This window comes from Ureibacillus sp. FSL K6-0165 (assembly GCF_038004285.1).
GTDB lineage: Bacteria > Bacillota > Bacilli > Bacillales_A > Planococcaceae > Ureibacillus > Ureibacillus thermosphaericus.
Genome location: NZ_JBBOQS010000001.1, coordinates 779,081 through 797,787, shown reverse-complemented (window position 1 = coordinate 797,787; position 18,707 = coordinate 779,081). Strand labels below are relative to the sequence as shown.

The 18,707-nt window shown below is 36.4% G+C and carries 15 protein-coding genes and 5 tRNA genes; all 20 read right to left on the bottom strand.

All coding sequences use genetic code 11. The annotated features are described in order from the left end of the window. Positions 1-174 precede the first annotated feature (174 nt). Positions 175-1,977, bottom strand: a complete 1,803-nt coding sequence (glmS, locus tag NST00_RS03945) for a glutamine--fructose-6-phosphate transaminase (isomerizing) (RefSeq protein WP_340709651.1) — start codon at positions 1,975-1,977, stop codon at positions 175-177. Positions 1,978-2,617: 640 nt separating this feature from the next. Next, entirely contained in the window at positions 2,618-3,148 is a 531-nt protein-coding gene (locus NST00_RS03940) for a type 1 glutamine amidotransferase domain-containing protein (protein WP_340704631.1), read from the bottom strand. Between the two features lie 448 nt (positions 3,149-3,596). Beyond that, on the bottom strand, positions 3,597-4,949 hold the full coding sequence (glmM, locus tag NST00_RS03935; RefSeq protein WP_096550130.1) for a phosphoglucosamine mutase: 1,353 nt from the start codon (positions 4,947-4,949) through the stop codon (positions 3,597-3,599). Positions 4,950-5,057: 108 nt separating this feature from the next. Further along, positions 5,058-6,092, bottom strand: a complete 1,035-nt coding sequence (locus tag NST00_RS03930) for a CdaR family protein (protein ID WP_168412074.1) — start codon at positions 6,090-6,092, stop codon at positions 5,058-5,060. Continuing rightward, positions 6,085-6,921: a diadenylate cyclase CdaA gene (gene cdaA / locus NST00_RS03925; protein WP_016839588.1), complete on the bottom strand. Its 837-nt coding sequence runs from the start codon at positions 6,919-6,921 to the stop codon at positions 6,085-6,087. Before cdaA ends, NST00_RS03930 begins: the two co-directional genes overlap by 8 nt. Positions 6,922-7,236: 315 nt before the next feature. Then, the gene (locus NST00_RS03920) at positions 7,237-7,380 is read right to left on the bottom strand and encodes a hypothetical protein (RefSeq protein ID WP_172597779.1); all 144 of its coding nucleotides are present in this window, start codon (positions 7,378-7,380) and stop codon (positions 7,237-7,239) included. Between the two features lie 656 nt (positions 7,381-8,036). Further along, on the bottom strand, positions 8,037-8,657 hold the full coding sequence (locus NST00_RS03915; RefSeq protein ID WP_016839644.1) for an anti-sigma factor family protein: 621 nt from the start codon (positions 8,655-8,657) through the stop codon (positions 8,037-8,039). Between the two features lie 12 nt (positions 8,658-8,669). Further along, complete coding sequence (gene sigW, locus NST00_RS03910) at positions 8,670-9,233, bottom strand: RNA polymerase sigma factor SigW (RefSeq protein WP_016839643.1); 564 nt, start codon at positions 9,231-9,233, stop codon at positions 8,670-8,672. Between the two features lie 141 nt (positions 9,234-9,374). Beyond that, positions 9,375-10,280: an arginase gene (rocF, locus tag NST00_RS03905; protein ID WP_340709650.1), complete on the bottom strand. Its 906-nt coding sequence runs from the start codon at positions 10,278-10,280 to the stop codon at positions 9,375-9,377. 317 nt (positions 10,281-10,597) lie between these two features. Beyond that, a tRNA-Gln gene (locus NST00_RS03900) sits at positions 10,598-10,672 on the bottom strand. A gap of 5 nt (positions 10,673-10,677) precedes the next feature. Continuing rightward, positions 10,678-10,762 (bottom strand) — tRNA-Tyr (locus NST00_RS03895). Between the two features lie 22 nt (positions 10,763-10,784). Beyond that, positions 10,785-10,860, bottom strand: a tRNA-Val gene (locus tag NST00_RS03890). Positions 10,861-10,878: 18 nt separating this feature from the next. Continuing rightward, positions 10,879-10,950, bottom strand: a tRNA-Glu gene (locus tag NST00_RS03885). A gap of 149 nt (positions 10,951-11,099) precedes the next feature. After that, positions 11,100-11,879 carry an ABC transporter ATP-binding protein gene (locus tag NST00_RS03880; RefSeq protein ID WP_016839641.1) on the bottom strand — a complete coding sequence of 260 codons (780 nt, stop codon included), beginning with the start codon at positions 11,877-11,879 and terminating at the stop codon, positions 11,100-11,102. Positions 11,880-11,957: 78 nt separating this feature from the next. After that, positions 11,958-13,205: an ABC transporter substrate-binding protein gene (locus NST00_RS03875; protein WP_340709649.1), complete on the bottom strand. Its 1,248-nt coding sequence runs from the start codon at positions 13,203-13,205 to the stop codon at positions 11,958-11,960. Positions 13,206-13,245: 40 nt separating this feature from the next. Then, positions 13,246-14,307: a branched-chain amino acid ABC transporter permease gene (locus tag NST00_RS03870; RefSeq protein ID WP_026019165.1), complete on the bottom strand. Its 1,062-nt coding sequence runs from the start codon at positions 14,305-14,307 to the stop codon at positions 13,246-13,248. A gap of 5 nt (positions 14,308-14,312) precedes the next feature. Continuing rightward, on the bottom strand, positions 14,313-15,194 hold the full coding sequence (locus NST00_RS03865; protein WP_016839638.1) for a branched-chain amino acid ABC transporter permease: 882 nt from the start codon (positions 15,192-15,194) through the stop codon (positions 14,313-14,315). After that, positions 15,169-17,088 carry an AMP-dependent synthetase/ligase gene (locus tag NST00_RS03860; protein WP_016839637.1) on the bottom strand — a complete coding sequence of 640 codons (1,920 nt, stop codon included), beginning with the start codon at positions 17,086-17,088 and terminating at the stop codon, positions 15,169-15,171. The genes NST00_RS03865 and NST00_RS03860 overlap by 26 nt, the downstream gene beginning before the upstream one ends. Before the next feature lie 12 nt (positions 17,089-17,100). Further along, complete coding sequence (locus NST00_RS03855) at positions 17,101-17,874, bottom strand: ABC transporter ATP-binding protein (protein ID WP_016839636.1); 774 nt, start codon at positions 17,872-17,874, stop codon at positions 17,101-17,103. A 440-nt stretch (positions 17,875-18,314) separates the two neighbouring features. Beyond that, positions 18,315-18,389: transfer RNA gene (locus NST00_RS03850), tRNA-Asn, on the bottom strand. Positions 18,390-18,707: the final 318 nt, after the last annotated feature.

Genomic DNA, 18,707 nt, shown 5'->3' with positions numbered 1-18,707 from the left:
TAGATTTATCTAAATGCTACCTCCGCAACATAGATGTAGTTGAAATTCGATACACATTGCATACTCCATATTTAAAATAAAAAATAAAACCTATCCATCACCTTATTGAGGATAGGTTTTATATTAGTTCACAACTTTTTTACTTTAACAAAAGGTTAAAAGTGTATTGATTATTTACTCCACTGTTACAGACTTCGCCAAATTTCGCGGTTTGTCAACATCGCATCCACGATCTAAAGCAGCATAGTAACTAATGAACTGCAACGGCACTACAGCAACAAGCGGCGTAAGAAGAGCATGCACTTTCGGAATGACAAGTCGGTCTTCGTCTTCATTTAAACCTTCCATTGAAATAACGCATGCATTAGCACCACGTGCCACTACTTCTTTCACGTTACCGCGGATATTTAATGCCACTGGCTCTTGTGTAACGAGAGCAAAGACAGGTGTTCCATTTTCAATTAATGCAATCGTTCCATGCTTTAACTCCCCACCAGCAAAACCTTCCGCTTGAATATACGATATTTCCTTTAATTTAAGTGCGCCTTCTAAACTTACATAATAATCGATATTTCGACCAATGAAGAACGCATTACGAGTATGATTTAAATATTCATTTGAGATGTTATGCAGTTCTTCTTTAGAATCCACGATTGTTTGAATTGCATTTGCAGCAAAAGCAAGCTCTGTTTTTAAATCGAAGTTCATGATGTTTCCTTTGCTTTTACCCGTAACATAAGCAGCAATTGCTAAAACGGCTAATTGTGCCACATATGCTTTTGTTGAAGCAACGGCAATTTCGGGACCAGCGTGTAGTAATAGCGTGTAATCCGCTTCACGGGAAAGCGTTGAACCCGCAACATTTGTAATGGTTAACGTAGGATAGCCTAATTCTTTTACTTTTACAAGCACCTGTCTGCTATCCGCTGTTTCACCAGATTGAGAAATAAATATAAAGAGTGGTTTTTCAGATAGTAATGGCATATTATAGCCGAACTCACTAGAAATATGAACCTCCACCGGAATTCCAGCAAGCTTTTCAAAGTATTGTTTTCCTACAAGTCCTGCATGGTAGCTCGTTCCTGCCGCAATGATATAAATTCGATCCGCATTGCGTAAAGCAGATAATATTGCTTCATCAATTGTTAATTCTCCAGCATTATTACTATATTCTTGAATGATTTTTCGAACGACACCAGGCTGCTCATCCATTTCTTTTAACATGTAATGAGGATATGTTCCTTTTTCAATGTCGCTAGCATCTAGCTCCACTGTATAAGGTTTCCGTTCAATTTGACGTCCATCTATTGTAGAAATTTCAACTTTATCCTTCGAAACCAATACAACTTCTTTATCATGTAATTCAATAAATTGATTTGTCACTTGCAACATCGCCATTGCATCCGATGCAACTACATTAAATCCTTCACCTACACCGACAAGCAATGGTGATTTGTTTTTAGCAACAAAGATGGTTTCAGTATTTTCCATATCAAGTAAAGCAATCGCATAGGAGCCATGCAATAAAGATAGGGTCTTACGAAACGCTTCTTCAGTTGATGAACCTTCATTAGAGAACAATTCTACAAGCTGGACAATTACCTCTGTATCTGTATCTGATTGCATTGGAGCATCTTTTAAATATTCTTTTTGTAGTAGGTGATAGTTTTCAATGACTCCGTTGTGTACAATCGTAAATCGGCCAGAAAGACTTTGATGTGGATGCGCATTGATTTTATTAGGCTCACCGTGTGTTGCCCAACGTGTATGACCAATGCCGATGTTTCCTTTCATTTTGTCGTCTACAATTTTGCGTAAGTCAGCAATTCTTCCTTTTTCTTTGAAAACTGTAATTCCTTCTTGATTTTGAATGGCTATACCTGCTGAATCATAGCCGCGGTATTCGAGCTTTTCTAGTCCTTTTAATAAGATTTCCTTTGCATCTAAATATCCGTTATATCCAACTATTCCACACATTTACATACCTCCGTCAATAAGCGATACCATACTATCAATTTTCCAAAAAATTGTAGAATTTTGTTACCTGAAAAAGGCAACAGAAAACTAAACCTACTTTTTTGCTCTTTTTTTGAATTTGAACTCTGTCCAGTTCAATATGTCCAAAAAAAGAATTGTAGGTTTGATATCGCGATTTATTTTTTATTGCTTTGCCTTTTCGTTCCTTTGTCCATAAAATTGCTTTTATGTTTTAAGAACGAAATTACGACCGGGCAATGCGATCGGGAGGCATCCGCCGAATATTTCGATAAACCTCCACCTCGTCAACTAAGGATTGATTACCGTCCGATTTCCTTAGTCCTGGCGCTTTCATTGTTTTCCATCGCATTTATATAGCGCGAAACTAACCTCCTTTACCGCGCTCGCTTAATTTTTCTAAAAACTGGAAATTATATTTATAAAAAATTAAGCATTCTCATCATACAGAATATGTATCTATACGTCAATGATTTACTAATGTTACTTATTTATTTTTAGATATCAAGAGTTACAATATTCCAAATAAATTTGCCCAAGATAGGAAATTCCCTAGCTTGGGCAAGCAAATTCATAGAATTTATTTTTATTATAAGGGGTATCAAAGGCAATGAATGTTATTTTATTTCTGAAACTCTTTCTCCTTTAATAAATTTACAATTTCTCGGTTAAATTCAGGTAAATCATCTGGTGTTCTGCTTGTAACTAACTGATTGCCACATACAACAACTGGCTCGTCATGGAATTTTGCACCGGCATTTTCTAAATCGACTCGAATCGACTTATATCCTGTCACGTCACGTCCTTTTAATTCTCTTGCCGAAATTAAAAGTTGAGGCCCGTGACAAATGGCAAATACAAGCTTATTCGCTTTCATAAATGATTTAACAAATGCCACTACTCGATCATCATCACGCAACAAATCCGGTGAAAATCCTCCTGGTATGAATAAAGCATCAAAGTCATCTGGATCTACATCTTCAATTCCATAATCAATGTCGACTTTTGCTTCTCCCTTTTTGCCTCTAACGGTTTTGTTACCTACTTTATCAATCGTCACAACTGTATGACCAGCAGCTTCCAACGCTTCTTTCGGACTTGTAAATTCTACATCCTCAAATAAATCTGTAATTAATGTCGCGATTTTTGCCATCATTTCACACTCCCTTTCATATTTCACATTTATTACTATTGCCGATTCCTTCTGTAAATAATCAAAAAGATGGATGAAAAACAGCTTGCGGGGATATTTCACAAATGTAGTTTAAACTCGTATGGATATGAATGATGGCCCACTTGTGCAGATAACCTCTTCACTTGTGTGGTTAGGGTACTAGCTTGTGTAGATAAATTATCAATTTGCGCGGATGATTCCACAGCTTGTGTGGATGTAATTCCTGCTCGTGCTGATGTTTCCGTAACTTGTGTGGATGCAACTTTAGCTTGTGCAGATGAATACCTCCCTTGTGTAAATAATAATTATTCATGTGCAGATATAACTCCCGATAACATAGAAACTTATGGATTCTTTTATCCAGACATAATAAAAAAGCTGTGTGTAAAGTCAATGTATTTTGACATTACCCACAGCACTGTTTATGTTATTCAGTAATACCCATTTCTTTTTTTACAACTTCTGCAATGCGATTTACATAGCTTTCACATTCTTCATCCGTTGGTGCTTCCACCATTACTCGAACTAATGGTTCTGTTCCAGAAGGACGAACTAGTACTCGACCATTGTTTCCAAGTACATCTTCCACTTCTTTAATTGCTTCTTGCACTTTTGGATTGTCCTTCACTTTATTTTTATCTGTAACACGTACGTTAACTAAACGTTGCGGGAATACTTTCATTTCTGATGCTAGTTCAGATAAACGCTTACCTGTTAATTTCATAATATTTACTAATTGGATAGCTGTTAGCATACCATCGCCAGTAGTGTTGTAATCAAGGAATACGATGTGGCCAGATTGTTCGCCACCTAGGTTGTAACCATTTTTACGCATTTCTTCAACGACATAGCGGTCACCAACAGGCGTTTGTATACTAGTCATTCCGTTTTCTTCTAATGCTTTATAGAATCCCATGTTGCTCATCACAGTCGAAACGATTGTATTTTTCTTTAAAAGCCCTTTACTATTTAAATATTTCCCGATGATAAACATGATTTGGTCGCCATCGACAATATTCCCTTTTTCATCGACTGCAATCAATCGATCTCCATCGCCGTCAAAGGCTAGCCCAACATCCGCTTCTCTTTCCACAACGAATTCTGCCAGCTTTTCAGGGTGTGTAGAACCTACTCCATCATTAATATTTAATCCATCCGGAGAAGCACCCATTGTTGAAATATCTGCCTCTAAATCTGCAAATAAATGCGTTGCTAATGAAGAAGTAGCTCCGTTCGCACAGTCAATCGCAACGTGAATACCTTCAAAATCTTCATCAACCGTTTGTTTTAGATAGGAGATGTATTTCTGACCACCTTCAAAATAATCGCTGACTGTGCCTAAATCTGCCCCAATTGGTCTCGGCAGTGTATCTACCTCAGCATCTAGTAATTTTTCAATCTCTTCTTCTTGTTCATCTGTTAATTTATAACCATCTGGACCGAAAAATTTAATTCCGTTATCTTGAACTGGATTATGTGAAGCTGAAATCATAATTCCTGCATCTGCATTCATTACTCGAGTTAGATAAGCAACACCCGGTGTGCTAATGACACCTAATCTCATGACTTCAACTCCAATAGAAAGCAACCCAGCAACTAACGCTCCTTCTAACATATGACCAGAAATTCTTGTATCTCGACCAATGATGACTTTTGGTCTTTCATTAGCATTTTTGGTTAAAATGTATCCCCCTACACGACCTAATTTAAATGCAAGTTCCGGGGAGAGCTCTGTATTTGCGACTCCTCGTACGCCGTCTGTTCCAAAATATTTTCCCATAACTATTCTCTCCTTCAACACTTGACATTCCATATTTGAATAATTCATGGAATCAAAACCAAGCAATTTATGTTATTTGAGTAGTTTTTTATTTTGAAATTCAAGATTTTATTCGCTTTTTATTTCCTCATCAACACCATTTGGCTCATCCATACTTTGGTCTTCATCGGTTTCTTCATCAACTGAATCTGATTGAGTTGGTGTTTTTGTAACATTAGCGCGTACAATAATTTTATCAGTTCCTAATTTAGTAGCTCCCTTCGGCAAGTTTAGGTCCACTTCATAATTTCCTGAGCGGTCAACCTTCGATACGTCAAATTCTACGACTAAAGACTTTAGGGAGTCAATAATAGATTTTGGACCAAACAATTCAATCGTCTTTGTATCTGTATTTAGTTCATTAATTACTACACCTTGTTGTGGTGTTCCTATTTGCCTGAGTGTGATTGGAATATCTCTGCTATATTCCTCCACTTCAACAGTCACATTAACCGTTTCTGGTTGAATAGATACATCTAGTTTATTTAAATTACTATCTAATACTTTGACATTCGCTTCTTGGGTAAAAGATTCCTTAATTCCTTCCGGTGCTGAAACTGTTGCTTTTACATAACTTATGTTTTCAATTATGCTCTTGGCACCTGTTACAATCACTTTACTCGGCTCAGCCATCATCGATTTTAACACATAACCTTCCGCAAACAATCGGTTATTGATTTCAGGATCTACCCTAAACTCTTGAGTTACTTTTTCTTCAATAACAACATCCACTACCTCTGGGTCAATTGTCACATTCAGTTTATCAGAAAAATTTTCATGCTGTATTGTAACTCTATGTTCACCAATTAACAATGAATTTAAGTCAACAAATACTTTAAAATCTTTTTGGAATTTTGTTTTTAACACAATTTGCATTGGGCCTTCAATCGTTACATCTACAGTTTCTGGCAACCCAGTAACAATTAAATTTTCGGAATCATAATAGACCTCTAAAGGAACATCCGTAATAATATCTACATGATTATTCGATGTAGATTCTTTTCCACCACCAGTTAATTCCGCTTTCACGTAAAAGAAGAGAAGAAACGCTAATATGAAGGCTGTTGCTCTCAACACCCATATATTATCAAAAAATTTATCCATGTTTTTTCCCCCTCCAAGTCCACTTAGAGGATGCGTCTAGTTCCATTTCTGGCCCAAACCATAATGTTCTAAGTAAAGATTCGAAATTTTCTAATGTGAGATTTCTATGTAGATTGCCATTCACTGCAATACTAACTGCACCTGTTTCTTCCGATACAACAACTACGATAGCATCTGTAACTTCACTTAACCCAAGAGCAGCTCGATGCCTTGTACCAAGTTCTTTTGATATCAATGTGCTTTCTGATAATGGTAAATAACATGCCGCTGCTGCTATTCGATCTTTTTGTACAATTACTGCTCCATCATGAAGTGGGGTATTTGGAATAAAAGTATTAATAATCAATTCTGACGTAATATGGGCATCAAGTCGAATACCTGTTTCGATATATTCGTTTAAGCCTGTTTCTTTTTCAATGGAAATGAGTGCACCAATTCGTCTTTTCGCCATATAACTTACAGCTTTTTTCATTGCTTCAATAAGACGCGCTTGTTCATCTTCCAATTGATTTACTGGACGTTGAAATAACCTACCGCGTCCAATTTGTTCAAGGGCTCTTCGAATTTCAGGTGTGAAAATAATAATAATCGCTAAAAATCCCCAATCAATTACTTCTTGGAGCATCCAGCCTAATGTATCCAAACCAAAGATTTCAGTTGCAATTCTTGCAATGATAATGACGAATAAACCTTTTAATAACTGAACGGCTTTCGTCCCTTTTATAAGGGTTAAAATTTTATATATAACGTACCAAACAAGTATGACGTCCAATAAACTAAAAATAATATTTACAGGAGTAAAGTCAGTAAATTGCTCAATTATATTCATGTGGCATCCCCCACTTAATTCACCAAATCAATAACAAAAAAACACATGCGATATAGTTTATGCATTTTTTATAATAATAGTATATAAAAAATTCCATTTTTATAAATTTAAAAAATTCCCAATTATACTATCAATAAGTATATCATAATCAAATCCATAAAGCTTTTATAGTATTGACGAAACTTTTATATCAATTGTTTCTTTTTTTCTTTTCTTGTCTAAAAATATCGATTTTGATTAAATCGAGTAGGAGGGAGCGATTAACTCCCGTCCTCTCACACCACCGTACGTACGGTTCCGTATACGGCGGTTCAATTAAGATGATTGACGCAAGTCTTTATAACTTCCGTGAATAGCTGTTCTCTTTATGCCAGTGGTCACTCCACCCTCCAAGAGGTCTCCCACGGGATTCACCGCTTCCTTCCTCAAGTGAGGTACTACGTTTTCTGTGTTCATCATGACTCACTGAATGCCAAGGGCTATTCTCTCTTAATTGTTCGGTCCTTCTTAGTAGTTCTAAACCAACTAATACTATGACCTCTGCTGACTTCTGACGGTTCAGCTACTTATCACTAAGTAGGTTATGAAGCGTACTTCACATATCCGCCAGACCTCCCCGGGTAAGAATGTAATCTTTCCTTCCATCTATCTGCTTCATTTACTCTGTACCACCTTTGGCAGAAAGGACTTTGTTTTGTTTAGCAAACTCATCCAATGATACCTAGCCTTATATGAAGTTCGTGTTCCTCAGACCGGAAGTTTGCCGCTCGCTTCCTTCAGATTCCGCGTCACCACGGACACCCTTGCGTTAAGCTAACTGTTACTTCTGCCTTCACAGTTCGGGACTTACACCCTATAGATTACACCCATGCCAGGCGCACTAACAAAAAAATTATCATCCATTTTCGGATGATAATTTTTTGTTTAAATCATTATTGTTTCAAAAGAAGAACATACTAGCAATGCTTCTTTGCCACTTTTCAGACATTACTTTCCTGAAGAATGCATGCATAGAAACTGTATATATGTCCACGCCACATGTAAGATTACAGTTCTTTAAAAACACATTTAATTTTTGTTACATCTACTTGCTGCTGAACAATCCAATTCCTATTTTATTCTTCATCTTTTTCAAACAGTGTCACAAAGTCCGATGCCATTCGTTTAATCTCATACCATATCCATTCAAACACTTGATCGATTTCTTGAATCTGTCCCGATACAACTGCCGTAGATGCCATATACTCCCCATTAATGACGATTATATTGCCATCTACTTCTCCTTCAACTACAATATCTCCGTTTTTTACAACAATATCACCTTTTACGACTTCACCTTCAGGAACAATGACCGTTTGCCCTTCAACGATTAAGTTTGGTTGTTTCGTTACTGAAAATTTATCATCATTAAAACTTCCAAATAACGTTGCACTCATAAATAAAACAAACATTGCGGCCGCTACTAAAAATGGATGTCTTCTAAGCCATTTTTGCACGCCTACTCGACTTTTCGGTCTAGGCAGACGCTTCATTACCTTTTCCTCAAAATGTGGAGGTGCTGTAATATGCGCTGCACTTTTAATAAATGCAATCGTGTCACTCAGTTGATGCATATGTTGTTGACATTCCGTACATGTCTTCAAATGCTGTTTTAGCACTTGTTCGTGTTCACGGCTAATGTCGCCATCTAAATACTCGTGCATATAGTCAATAATGTGTTGTGGACACGTACTCATGCAATTCCCCTCCTACAATTTGTTAAGCTGCTTTCTTAACGCTTCACGACCTCTATGAATTCTAGTTTTCACCGTTCCCAAAGGCAAGTCAAGTATTTCACTTATTTCTTGAAGAGAACATTCTTCAATATATTTTAGTACTATCACCGTACGATATTTCTCAGGTAACCTGCTAATTTCATATTGGATGCGTTCTTGAAATTCCATTTGGAGAGCTACATCTTCAGGTAGATCTTCTTCATTTGCAATATGTGAATACATATTTAATCCATCAGTGCCATCTACCTCAGCATCTAAATAGTAATCTGGTTTTTTCTTACGAATTCGATCTATACACAGGTTCGTTGCTATGCGATAAAGCCAAGTTGAAAATTTCCTATTTTGATCGAACGTATGTAAATTAATATACGCCCGAACAAAAGCTTCTTGAGCAATATCTTCCGCCTCTTGCTTATTTCCAAGCATTCGATAACAAATTTGGTATAGCTTGTGCTGGTAGAGGCTCACAATATCTGAAAATGCGTTTTGATCACCTTTTAGCACTTGCTTTATTCTTTTGTTCACTAACGCATCCATGTGTTTCTCTCCACCTTTTTTGGCTTAACGTAATATACGAATGAATTCTTCACAAAGTTTCATTTTTATTTAAAATACAAAAAAAGAATTCTGACCCTAATAAAGTATAAAATACCAAATTTATCAAATAAATAGTGCATTTTACACTAATTTTTCGCCTAGCAACGACCCCATTAATGCTACCGCAGTATCAGCAGTTTTATTGCGCTCATCAAGAATTGGATTTACTTCCACAAATTCGCATGAAGTAATAATTTTTGCCTCTTCCAACATTTCCATTGCTAAGTGGCTTTCTCGATAAGTAATTCCTCCAGGTACTGGCGTTCCTACTCCAGGTGTATAGATAGGGTCCAAAGCATCTAAATCAATGGAAATATGCACCCCATCAACTTCCCGCTCTCTTAAATATGCCACTGTTTCTTCTATTACTTTTGTCATACCCACTCGATCGATTTCATGCATTGTAAAAATTTTAATCCCCTTTTCTTTAATTAAAGCTCTTTCTCCCTCATCAATCGAACGAGCGCCTATAATGACCACATTTTCATATTTAATCGTTGGTGCAATTTTTGCGATATTAATTAATCGTTCATCACCAAGTCCAAGGTTTACCGCTAAAGGCATACCATGAATATTTCCGGAAGGAGTTGTTTCCGAAGTATTAATGTCTGTATGAGCATCAAACCAAATAACACCTAAATTGTTATAATGTTTTCTTATTCCAGCAATGGAACCGATAGAGATACTATGGTCTCCTCCAAGAATTACAGGAAATCTTCCTTGCTGAATAACTTCATCCACTTTGTCCGCTAATTTTTCACTAACCTCTAGAACTTCTTCTAAATTTAACAATTTCTTATCGCTAATCTCACTTTTTTTCGTTTTATGAACTGATACATTTCCTTCATCAATCACTTCATATCCTAATCTTTCTAATCTTTCAATTGCGCCAGCGTATCTCATCGCGCTTGGCCCCATATCTACCCCTCTACGTTGTTGACCATAATCTGATGGAACTCCTATAATTGATATTTTTTTTCTTTCCATAAAAACACCCCCTGATAAATTTAATTCTATAAGAGAATGATGGTTTGACTCAACTTGACAAAAAATTGTATAAATATACATAAAAAAACACAGAATATAGCGATTTCTTCATATAGAATGTATTTCAAAAATACGTTTTAACCAATCCATTAAACTTGTAAGCATGGAATTAAATTATAGTTTTTCGTGTACTCTTGACCTTTATACAATAAAAAAAATCCTTTACTCATTGAGTAAAGGATTGACTAGTTAAAATTATTTATTCGATTAACACTTTATTGAAGGGTAATATACAATCTTAAGCAATATTATTTTAGTGGCTGGGGTACCAGGATTCGAACCTGGGCATGACGGAATCAAAATCCGGTGCCTTACCGCTTGGCTATACCCCAATAAATGGTGGAGGGGGGCGGATTCGAACCGCCGAACCCAAAGGGAACGGATTTACAGTCCGTCGCGTTTAGCCACTTCGCTACCCCTCCAAATGTATATCCAAACAATATATGGTGGAGGATGACGGGATCGAACCGCCGACCCCCTGCTTGTAAGGCAGGTGCTCTCCCAGCTGAGCTAATCCTCCTAAATTAATAAAAAATAATGACCCGTACGGGATTCGAACCCGTGTTACCGCCGTGAAAGGGCGGTGTCTTAACCACTTGACCAACGGGCCATTGTCTCCTTAACAAGACAAGAATTATATTATCATGTATTACTGAACTATGCAATAGAAAAATTAAATTTTTTTCAAAAAAATTTATAACTACCTTAAAAGTATACTAATACCTTTAAGGTAGCCAATTCTATAATTGTAAATACTTCTTACCAAACAATTCTTTGTCGGCGCCGATTGCTTCTACCTTCTTTTATATCTTTTCCAGTGCCTAAATAATGTTCACTAATATTTTTATCTTCTAATAATGCCGATGCTTCACCTTTCATTACAACCCTACCATTTTCGATAATATATCCATAATGTGCTATAGAAAGGGCGATGTTAGCATTCTGTTCGACGACTAATATCGTCAAACCTTCTTCTTCGTTAATCTTTTTTATATTCTCAAAAATTTCCTTTACAAGCAATGGGGCAATGCCCAGTGATGGTTCATCAAGCAGTAATAATTTTGGTTTTGCCATAAGTCCTCTGCCAATGGCCAACATTTGTTGTTCTCCACCAGATAAGTAACCTGCTTTTCGATGTTCAAGCATTTTTAATTTTGGGAAATATTCATAAATCTTTTCAATGTCACTTTTAATTGAAGAGCGATCTTTTCTTGTATATGCTCCTGCATATAAATTTTCTTCCACCGTTAAATCTTTAAATATTCTACGACCTTCCATACACAAAAAGATTCCCTTTTTCACCAACTGATCGGGAGAAATATTGTTTATGATTTCTCCTTGAAATTCAATTGTTCCGTCCGTAATATGTCCGTCTTCTGCAGCCAATAAACCTGAAATGGCTTTTAAAGTTGTTGATTTCCCCGCACCATTACTGCCAAGCAGTGCAACTATTTGCCCTTCTTTAACATTAAGCGAAATTCCTCGCAATGCTAGAATCATTTTTTGATAAACCGCTTCTAAATTACTCACACGAAGCATTTTTTTATCTCCTTCCATCAATCGTTAAAGAGAAAAAGGGACAATAGAATGTTGTCCCTTTCATTAATTTTGATTTTTTCAATCTTTATAGCTGAAGTAATCAGTAATTGGCTCCCATTTTCCGTTTTTCACAATACCAAGTCGAGTCATTTCTGTACCAGCATGATTATCTGGAGCAAAGGATACATTTGCAGCTAAACCGCCTAAATCTAAGTTTTGAATGGATTCAAGACCTTCGCGAATTTGTGGTCCTGTTAAATCGCCTTCAGGATATTTTTCTGCAGCGATTTTAATTGCTTCAACCATAATTTTTGCTGCAACCCATCCTTGTACAAATTTTTGGTTAATATCATCAACTGTCTTACCTTTTGCATCTAAATATTCTTTGATCTCCGCCATACCAGGCATATCTTCATACGGGAATGCATGGGAAAGGATACCTATATATCCTTCTGCAACATCTGCACCTGCAATATCAATAATTCCTTCACCTGCTGCCCAGTTTAATCCGATAAATTGCGTATCAATGCCTAATGTTTTTGCATCACGTAAAATTGTAGATGTAGCTCCCCAAGTTTGTTGAATAATAGCATAATCTGGATTTTTCTTTTCTATATTTAACAATTGAGATTGAGCTTCTGTTGCTTGAACATCAATAACTTGTTCATCAACTACTTCCACTCCAACTTCTTTTGCATATTCTTTAATATCTTCAATTGGTGAACGCCCAAATGCTGTGTCATTGTAAAGCAATGCTAAAGTTGGAGCATCGTCTCCTTCATGGTTTTCAACAATCCATTTAAGAATTGCTCGTCCTTGATCTGAATAGGAAGCAGCTGTTAAGAAATTGTATGGACTTTCATTAATATTTTTCAAGTTTTCAGAGTAAGAAGCTGAAATAAATGGTAATTGGTCTGTAGCTACTTGCTGTCTTAAAGCTTCCGTGTCACCTGTACCCCAACCTAAAATAGCAACAGCCTTTTCCTTATCACGCAATTCTTGATAAATTTTTTGCGCTTCTGGAATTTGGTAGGCGTAATCTTTACCGATTAATTTTAGGTCAAGTCCTTCCACTCCGCCTTTCATTTCTAGATACTCAAAATATGCTTTTTCTCCTTCCGCATAAGGTGTTCCTACATCTCCAGTACCACCTGTGATATCATACAAACCTCCAACAACGACTGTGCGTTTGCCTCCACTATCGCTCGAATTCGATGAACTACCATCGTTTGAAGTGCTTGGATTTGCTGAGTCTCCACCTCCACAAGCTGAAAGGATGATGAGCAACACCCCTAGCATAATCCCCAAAAGTTGTTTGCTTTTCAAACCAAAATCCCCCTTTTTTATATAAAATTTATTAACTAACTTAATAAGAGAATGGCCAAACTCTGAAATAGTTTTTTATGTTATGCCAAATATGAGCTAAACCACCCGGTTCAAAAATTAAAAACAGAATAATCGCTAAACCGAAAACAAATTCTTTAAAGGCTGAGAATAATTGGTATAAGTTAGGCATGTATGCAGTTAACAAATCAACAATAGATGTTAGTCCAACAGGTAAAAGGGTAATGAATATAGCCCCTAAAATAGATCCTAAAATGCTTCCTAACCCACCAATCAACACCATGGCGAGGTATTGAATGGAAACATGGATATTGTATAGTTCAGGACTCACAATCATTGTGTAATGAGCTAATAATGCTCCTGCAATCCCAACGAAAAAGGAACTTATAATAAAGGCTAGTACTTTATAGTAGAATAAGTTAATCCCCATAATCTGCGCAGCAATATCTCGATCTCGAACAGCTAAAAAGGCTCGCCCGACTCTCGTTCTCAATAAATTCACCGAATATATGACGGTTAAAATCAAAATGATAATCGATAAATAATAATAAGATGCGTTAGACATGAAAGAATAGCTTCCGATACTAGGCCTGCTCAATACCATTCCTGCTGTTCCACCTGTGACGCTATCCCATCGGCTGATGATGAATGTAATAATCACTTGTGCTGCCAATGTGGCAATGGCTAAATATAACCCTTTTAGTCTTAAAGATGGAATTCCAAACAATCCTCCAACCAATGCTGTCACAATACCAGCTAGCGGGAGAGAAACCCAGAAACTTAAACCATAAGTTGTAGTGAGTATCGCTGTTGTATATCCTCCTACCCCTAAAAATGCACCAACTCCGATAGAGATTTGTCCAGTAAATCCGGTTAAAATGTTTAAGCCAATTGCACCGATAGCGGAAATAGCACAAAGGGTAAGAAGCCCTACCCAATAATTCGATACGTAGAGCGGTAATGTTAGTAAAATGATGAACAAAAAAAGCCATTTTACGATTTCACTCTTCGTTCCAAAGAGTTTCATATCATCTTTATAGGATGTTTTGTAATTTCCACATTCTCTTACAAACAAATTCCTCAACAACGTCACACCCTCTCAATACCACGGCTACCAAACAAGCCATGTGGTTTTAACATTAGGATTAATAGAACCACAATAAATGGCACTACATCTTTTAATCCTCCTCCTACGAGAGGATCTAAATAACCTCCTGCCAAGTTTTGTATAATGCCAATGAGAAAACCTCCAATAATTGCCCCCATTACACTATCAAGTCCTCCAAGAATCACAACCGGTAATACTGTTAAACCAATTGCTGACATAGTAGGGCTAACTCCATTAATATTTCCAAGCAATATTCCTCCTATTGCGGCTACCATGGAGGCAATCATCCAAGTCATCGCTAAAACGAACTTTACGCTCATCCCCATGGATAATGCAGCTTGTCGATCGTCTGCAACCGCACGCATCGCTAGACCAATTTTGGAGTATTTGAAAAAAATTGAAAAAATAACTAATAAAATCATGACAATAATAAAGGACCATAAATAGACTGGTGTAATTATGATTCCTCCTATATTCAGCGGCGTCTGCGGGAACACCGGTGGAAAAGTTCTAGTTGTATGTCCCCAAATAATATGAACAGCACCAGCTAGTAAACTTGATAATCCTAGTGTTGCCATAATGACAGAAATTGTCGGTGCATTTTGTAATTGCCGAATGACTAGTCGCTCAACGACTAACCCTAAAAATGCACTAAATAATAACGTCCCTATAAATGCAACAAGGAAAGGCACGTTTAAAGCCGTCATAATGACTAAACAAACATATGGTCCAAATAATACAAATTCACCATTAGCTAGGTTTAGCGCTCCACTGGCTCGGTAAATCAAAACAAAACCGAGAGCTACAAGACCATAAATACTACCAACGACAATTCCATTAATAAGCATTTGCAAGAAGAACATCCTCAGGCACCTCCAAATTCTGCTCCAATTGAACGATGCGCAATGGAAGCTCCTCTACTGGTTCTGTTTCCGATATGCGCACTTGAATCAATTGATTATTTGAATACATTGCATCGATTAGCTCTTTATAAGCATTTTCAACGAAATTCCTTCGAATTTTTAATGTTCTTGTCAGTTCTCCTGCATCTGCTGAAAATTGTTTGTGTAAAATGATAAATCGCTTTACCCGTTCTTGTGGAGGTAATTCCTCCATTAACCTTTTTACTTCTTGTTGAATTAATTCAATCACTCTATTATTTACTGATAAATCAGAAAATTCTGTATATACTATGCGCTCTTTAGCCGCCCATCTTCCAACAGTAGTCATATCGATATTAATAAGTGCAGATAAAAATGGACGATTTTTTCCAAACACAATCGCTTCTTGAATATATGGACTGGACTTTAATATATTTTCAATTTTGTGAGGATAAATTTCTCCTTTTGGCATGACGATCACATCTTCTTTTCTATCCAAAATATAGAGATGACCATCCTTATCAATGAAACCTTTATCTCCAAGGGAAATCCATCCATCAATCACCAATTCCTGATGTTCATCGTTTAAATATCTAGAGAAAATGGCATTGTTTTTTAAATATACTAGTCCATCTTCTCCAATTTTTACTTCCGTATTTGGAAGCGCCATACCAGAACTGCCCACTTTGATATCATCATCTCGTTGAACAATGGCAATTCCCGCTACTTCTGTTCCACCATACGTCTGCTTCACATTTACACCGATGCTATGATAAAAATATAATGCTTCAGGGTGCAATGCTGCTCCTGCAACATATGCTCTTCTCGTTCTCGCTAAACCTAAATGATCGCGAATTGCACTAAAAATAATGACATCTCCAAGGAAGTACATAAAACGTTCAAATGCAGTAAGCTGGAGATTCTCCAACTTTGCCTTTGCGCGCTTATCACCATATTTTTTAAATAGTTGATATACTTTTCTTTTGAACCAACTAGCTCCTTCCATACGAACTTGAACATTTGACATGATCGATTGATACACTCTCGGAGAAGCAATTATTGTTTGTGGTCCAATTTCTCTTAAATCACCAATAACTGTATCCGAACGTTCAGGGAAATTTACTGTCAACCCAATAACTAAAGGAACCACAATCCCCATAATTTGCTCATGTATCCAAGCAAGCGGGAGAAATGAAAAATAATCATCCGTTTTTTTCATTTCATCTAGTTGAGTTAAATTTTTGGCTGCTTCAATTAGTTGATAATGGGTGTATACGGCTGCTTTTGGGTTTCCACTTGTTGCGGCACTGTAGGAAATAAGCGCTTCTCTTTGCTCTTCTAAAAGGCAAATCTGTTCTTCGAAAAAATTCGGATGTTCTTTTAATCGTTCTGCACCAATATTCAGTAATTCTTCCAAGTAAATTAGTTTTGGGTGACGATAATGTCTTAAACCTCGAGCATCATAATAAACAATATGTTCTATGAATGGGACTTCATTTTCAATTGCTAATAATTTATCCACTTGCTCCTTATCTTCAACAATGACGATTCTCGGTCTTGTATCATTCAAATAAAATCGAATTTGCTCTGGTAAAGATTCTTGATAAATTCCTACTGATATTCCACCAATTGTCTGTGCTGCAAGCTGAGCATATAGCCATTGTGGTTTATTTTCCCCTATAATGGCTAGCGTTTCCCCTTCTTTAAAATCATAATGTTTCTGTAAAGCAATCGATAATCTCTTTACATTCTCTAAGTAATGGCTCCACGTGATTTCTTTCCATATTCCCAATTGTTTCTGTCTAAAAGCTACTCCTAAAGATTCGATTTTCGCTCGTTCAAATAAAAGTGACGGTAACGTGACCGTTGTTACCATGTTTTTCCCCCTTCAAATAACTGTTTCTTCTCCAATATAAGCTTTTATTACATCTGGATTTTCTCTTACTTCCTTAGGTGTTCCAAAACCTATGCGTTTCCCAAAATCCAACACTGCGATGTGATTAGATAAGCTCATTACAACACCTAAATCATGTTCAATAAGTACTACTGTAATTTTCATGACTTCATGCATATCTAATATAAATTGAGACATTCTTTCTTTTTCGGCACCATTCATCCCAGCCATTGGTTCGTCCAATAAAATCAGCTCGGGATTTAAGGCTAACGCTCGGCCTACTTCTACTCTCTTTTGTAGTCCATATGGAAGAGTGCCAACTGGTTTATGTCGAATATCCTGTAACTCTAAAAACTCTATTACTTCTTCTACTTTTTCACGATGTTCTATTTCTTCTTTTGATGCTTTACCAACATAAATTCCACCACTAAACACACCTGATTTCATTAATGTATGTCTACCTAATTTAATATTGTCCAATACTGACATATGCGCAAATAACGCAATATTTTGGAAAGCCCGTGCAATTCCAAGGGTTGTTCGTTCATAAGGTTTCATATTAGTTATATCTTTCCCTTTATAGCGGATTGAGCCGCTTGTTGGATGATACAATCCACTAATACAATTCAACATGCTTGTCTTTCCCGCACCATTTGGACCTATAAGTGAGAATATTTCTCCTTCGTTAATATGAAATGAAACTTGATCTAAAGCTTTCACTCCTCCAAAGTGTAATGAAACATTTTCTATCTCCAATATCGGCCCCAATAAAGTTCCCCCTTTTAGTTTATTAGTTACATTAGCAGTTAATAGATGAGATGTTTTGTATAATATACTAATCTTTTTTCTTATTTATGAATAAAATTTTCTAATTTTTGAGATTTTTTATAACAAAATACCCCCTTACTTTTTATTAGTAAGAGGGTATAAAATATTAAATTATTCTAATATGATATTTTAGTCATATGGAACATTAATAGTGTTGTGCTGATTTAAGAAAATTGTTTTATCATAAAATAAATAAACTATTCTTCTATTATAAAATTTTTCCTACTTGTATACTTTATATTGTATTGTAAACATGGAAACTGTATTTAAAAATAATAGATGTTTTGCTGAGGAATTTGGAATATATCTAATAGAATGGTGTTAACGATATTGTAAGAAAATTGATAGAGGCATTGTTATTGTAAAAATGCAAAAAAAAATGGCTCCGAAGGTAGGATTCGAACCTACGACCAATCGGTTAACAGCCGATTGCTCTACCACTGAGCTACTTCGGAACAATGAAAAATTTATAATGTTATTGCATACAAAATATATTATATCCATTTTTATCATTTTTACAAGTGGATTATTATATTTTTTTGCCGCTAAATGTTATTTTGCTCTCATCTTTTAAACCGTTAGATTTTTACTTGCGAAATAAGCACCACTTTGCCGTGGTATTATGGAAAAGCAACGTCCTACCCTCACAAGGGGGGCCCCTTTCTACCATCGGCGTTAACTCCGAAGCACGTTGACCGGCGAATTTCTGTGTCAGCTTCCCGCAGTCCGGTGCTCGTACACTGTATCTTCTCTTTTTTATTGAAATTAAATGT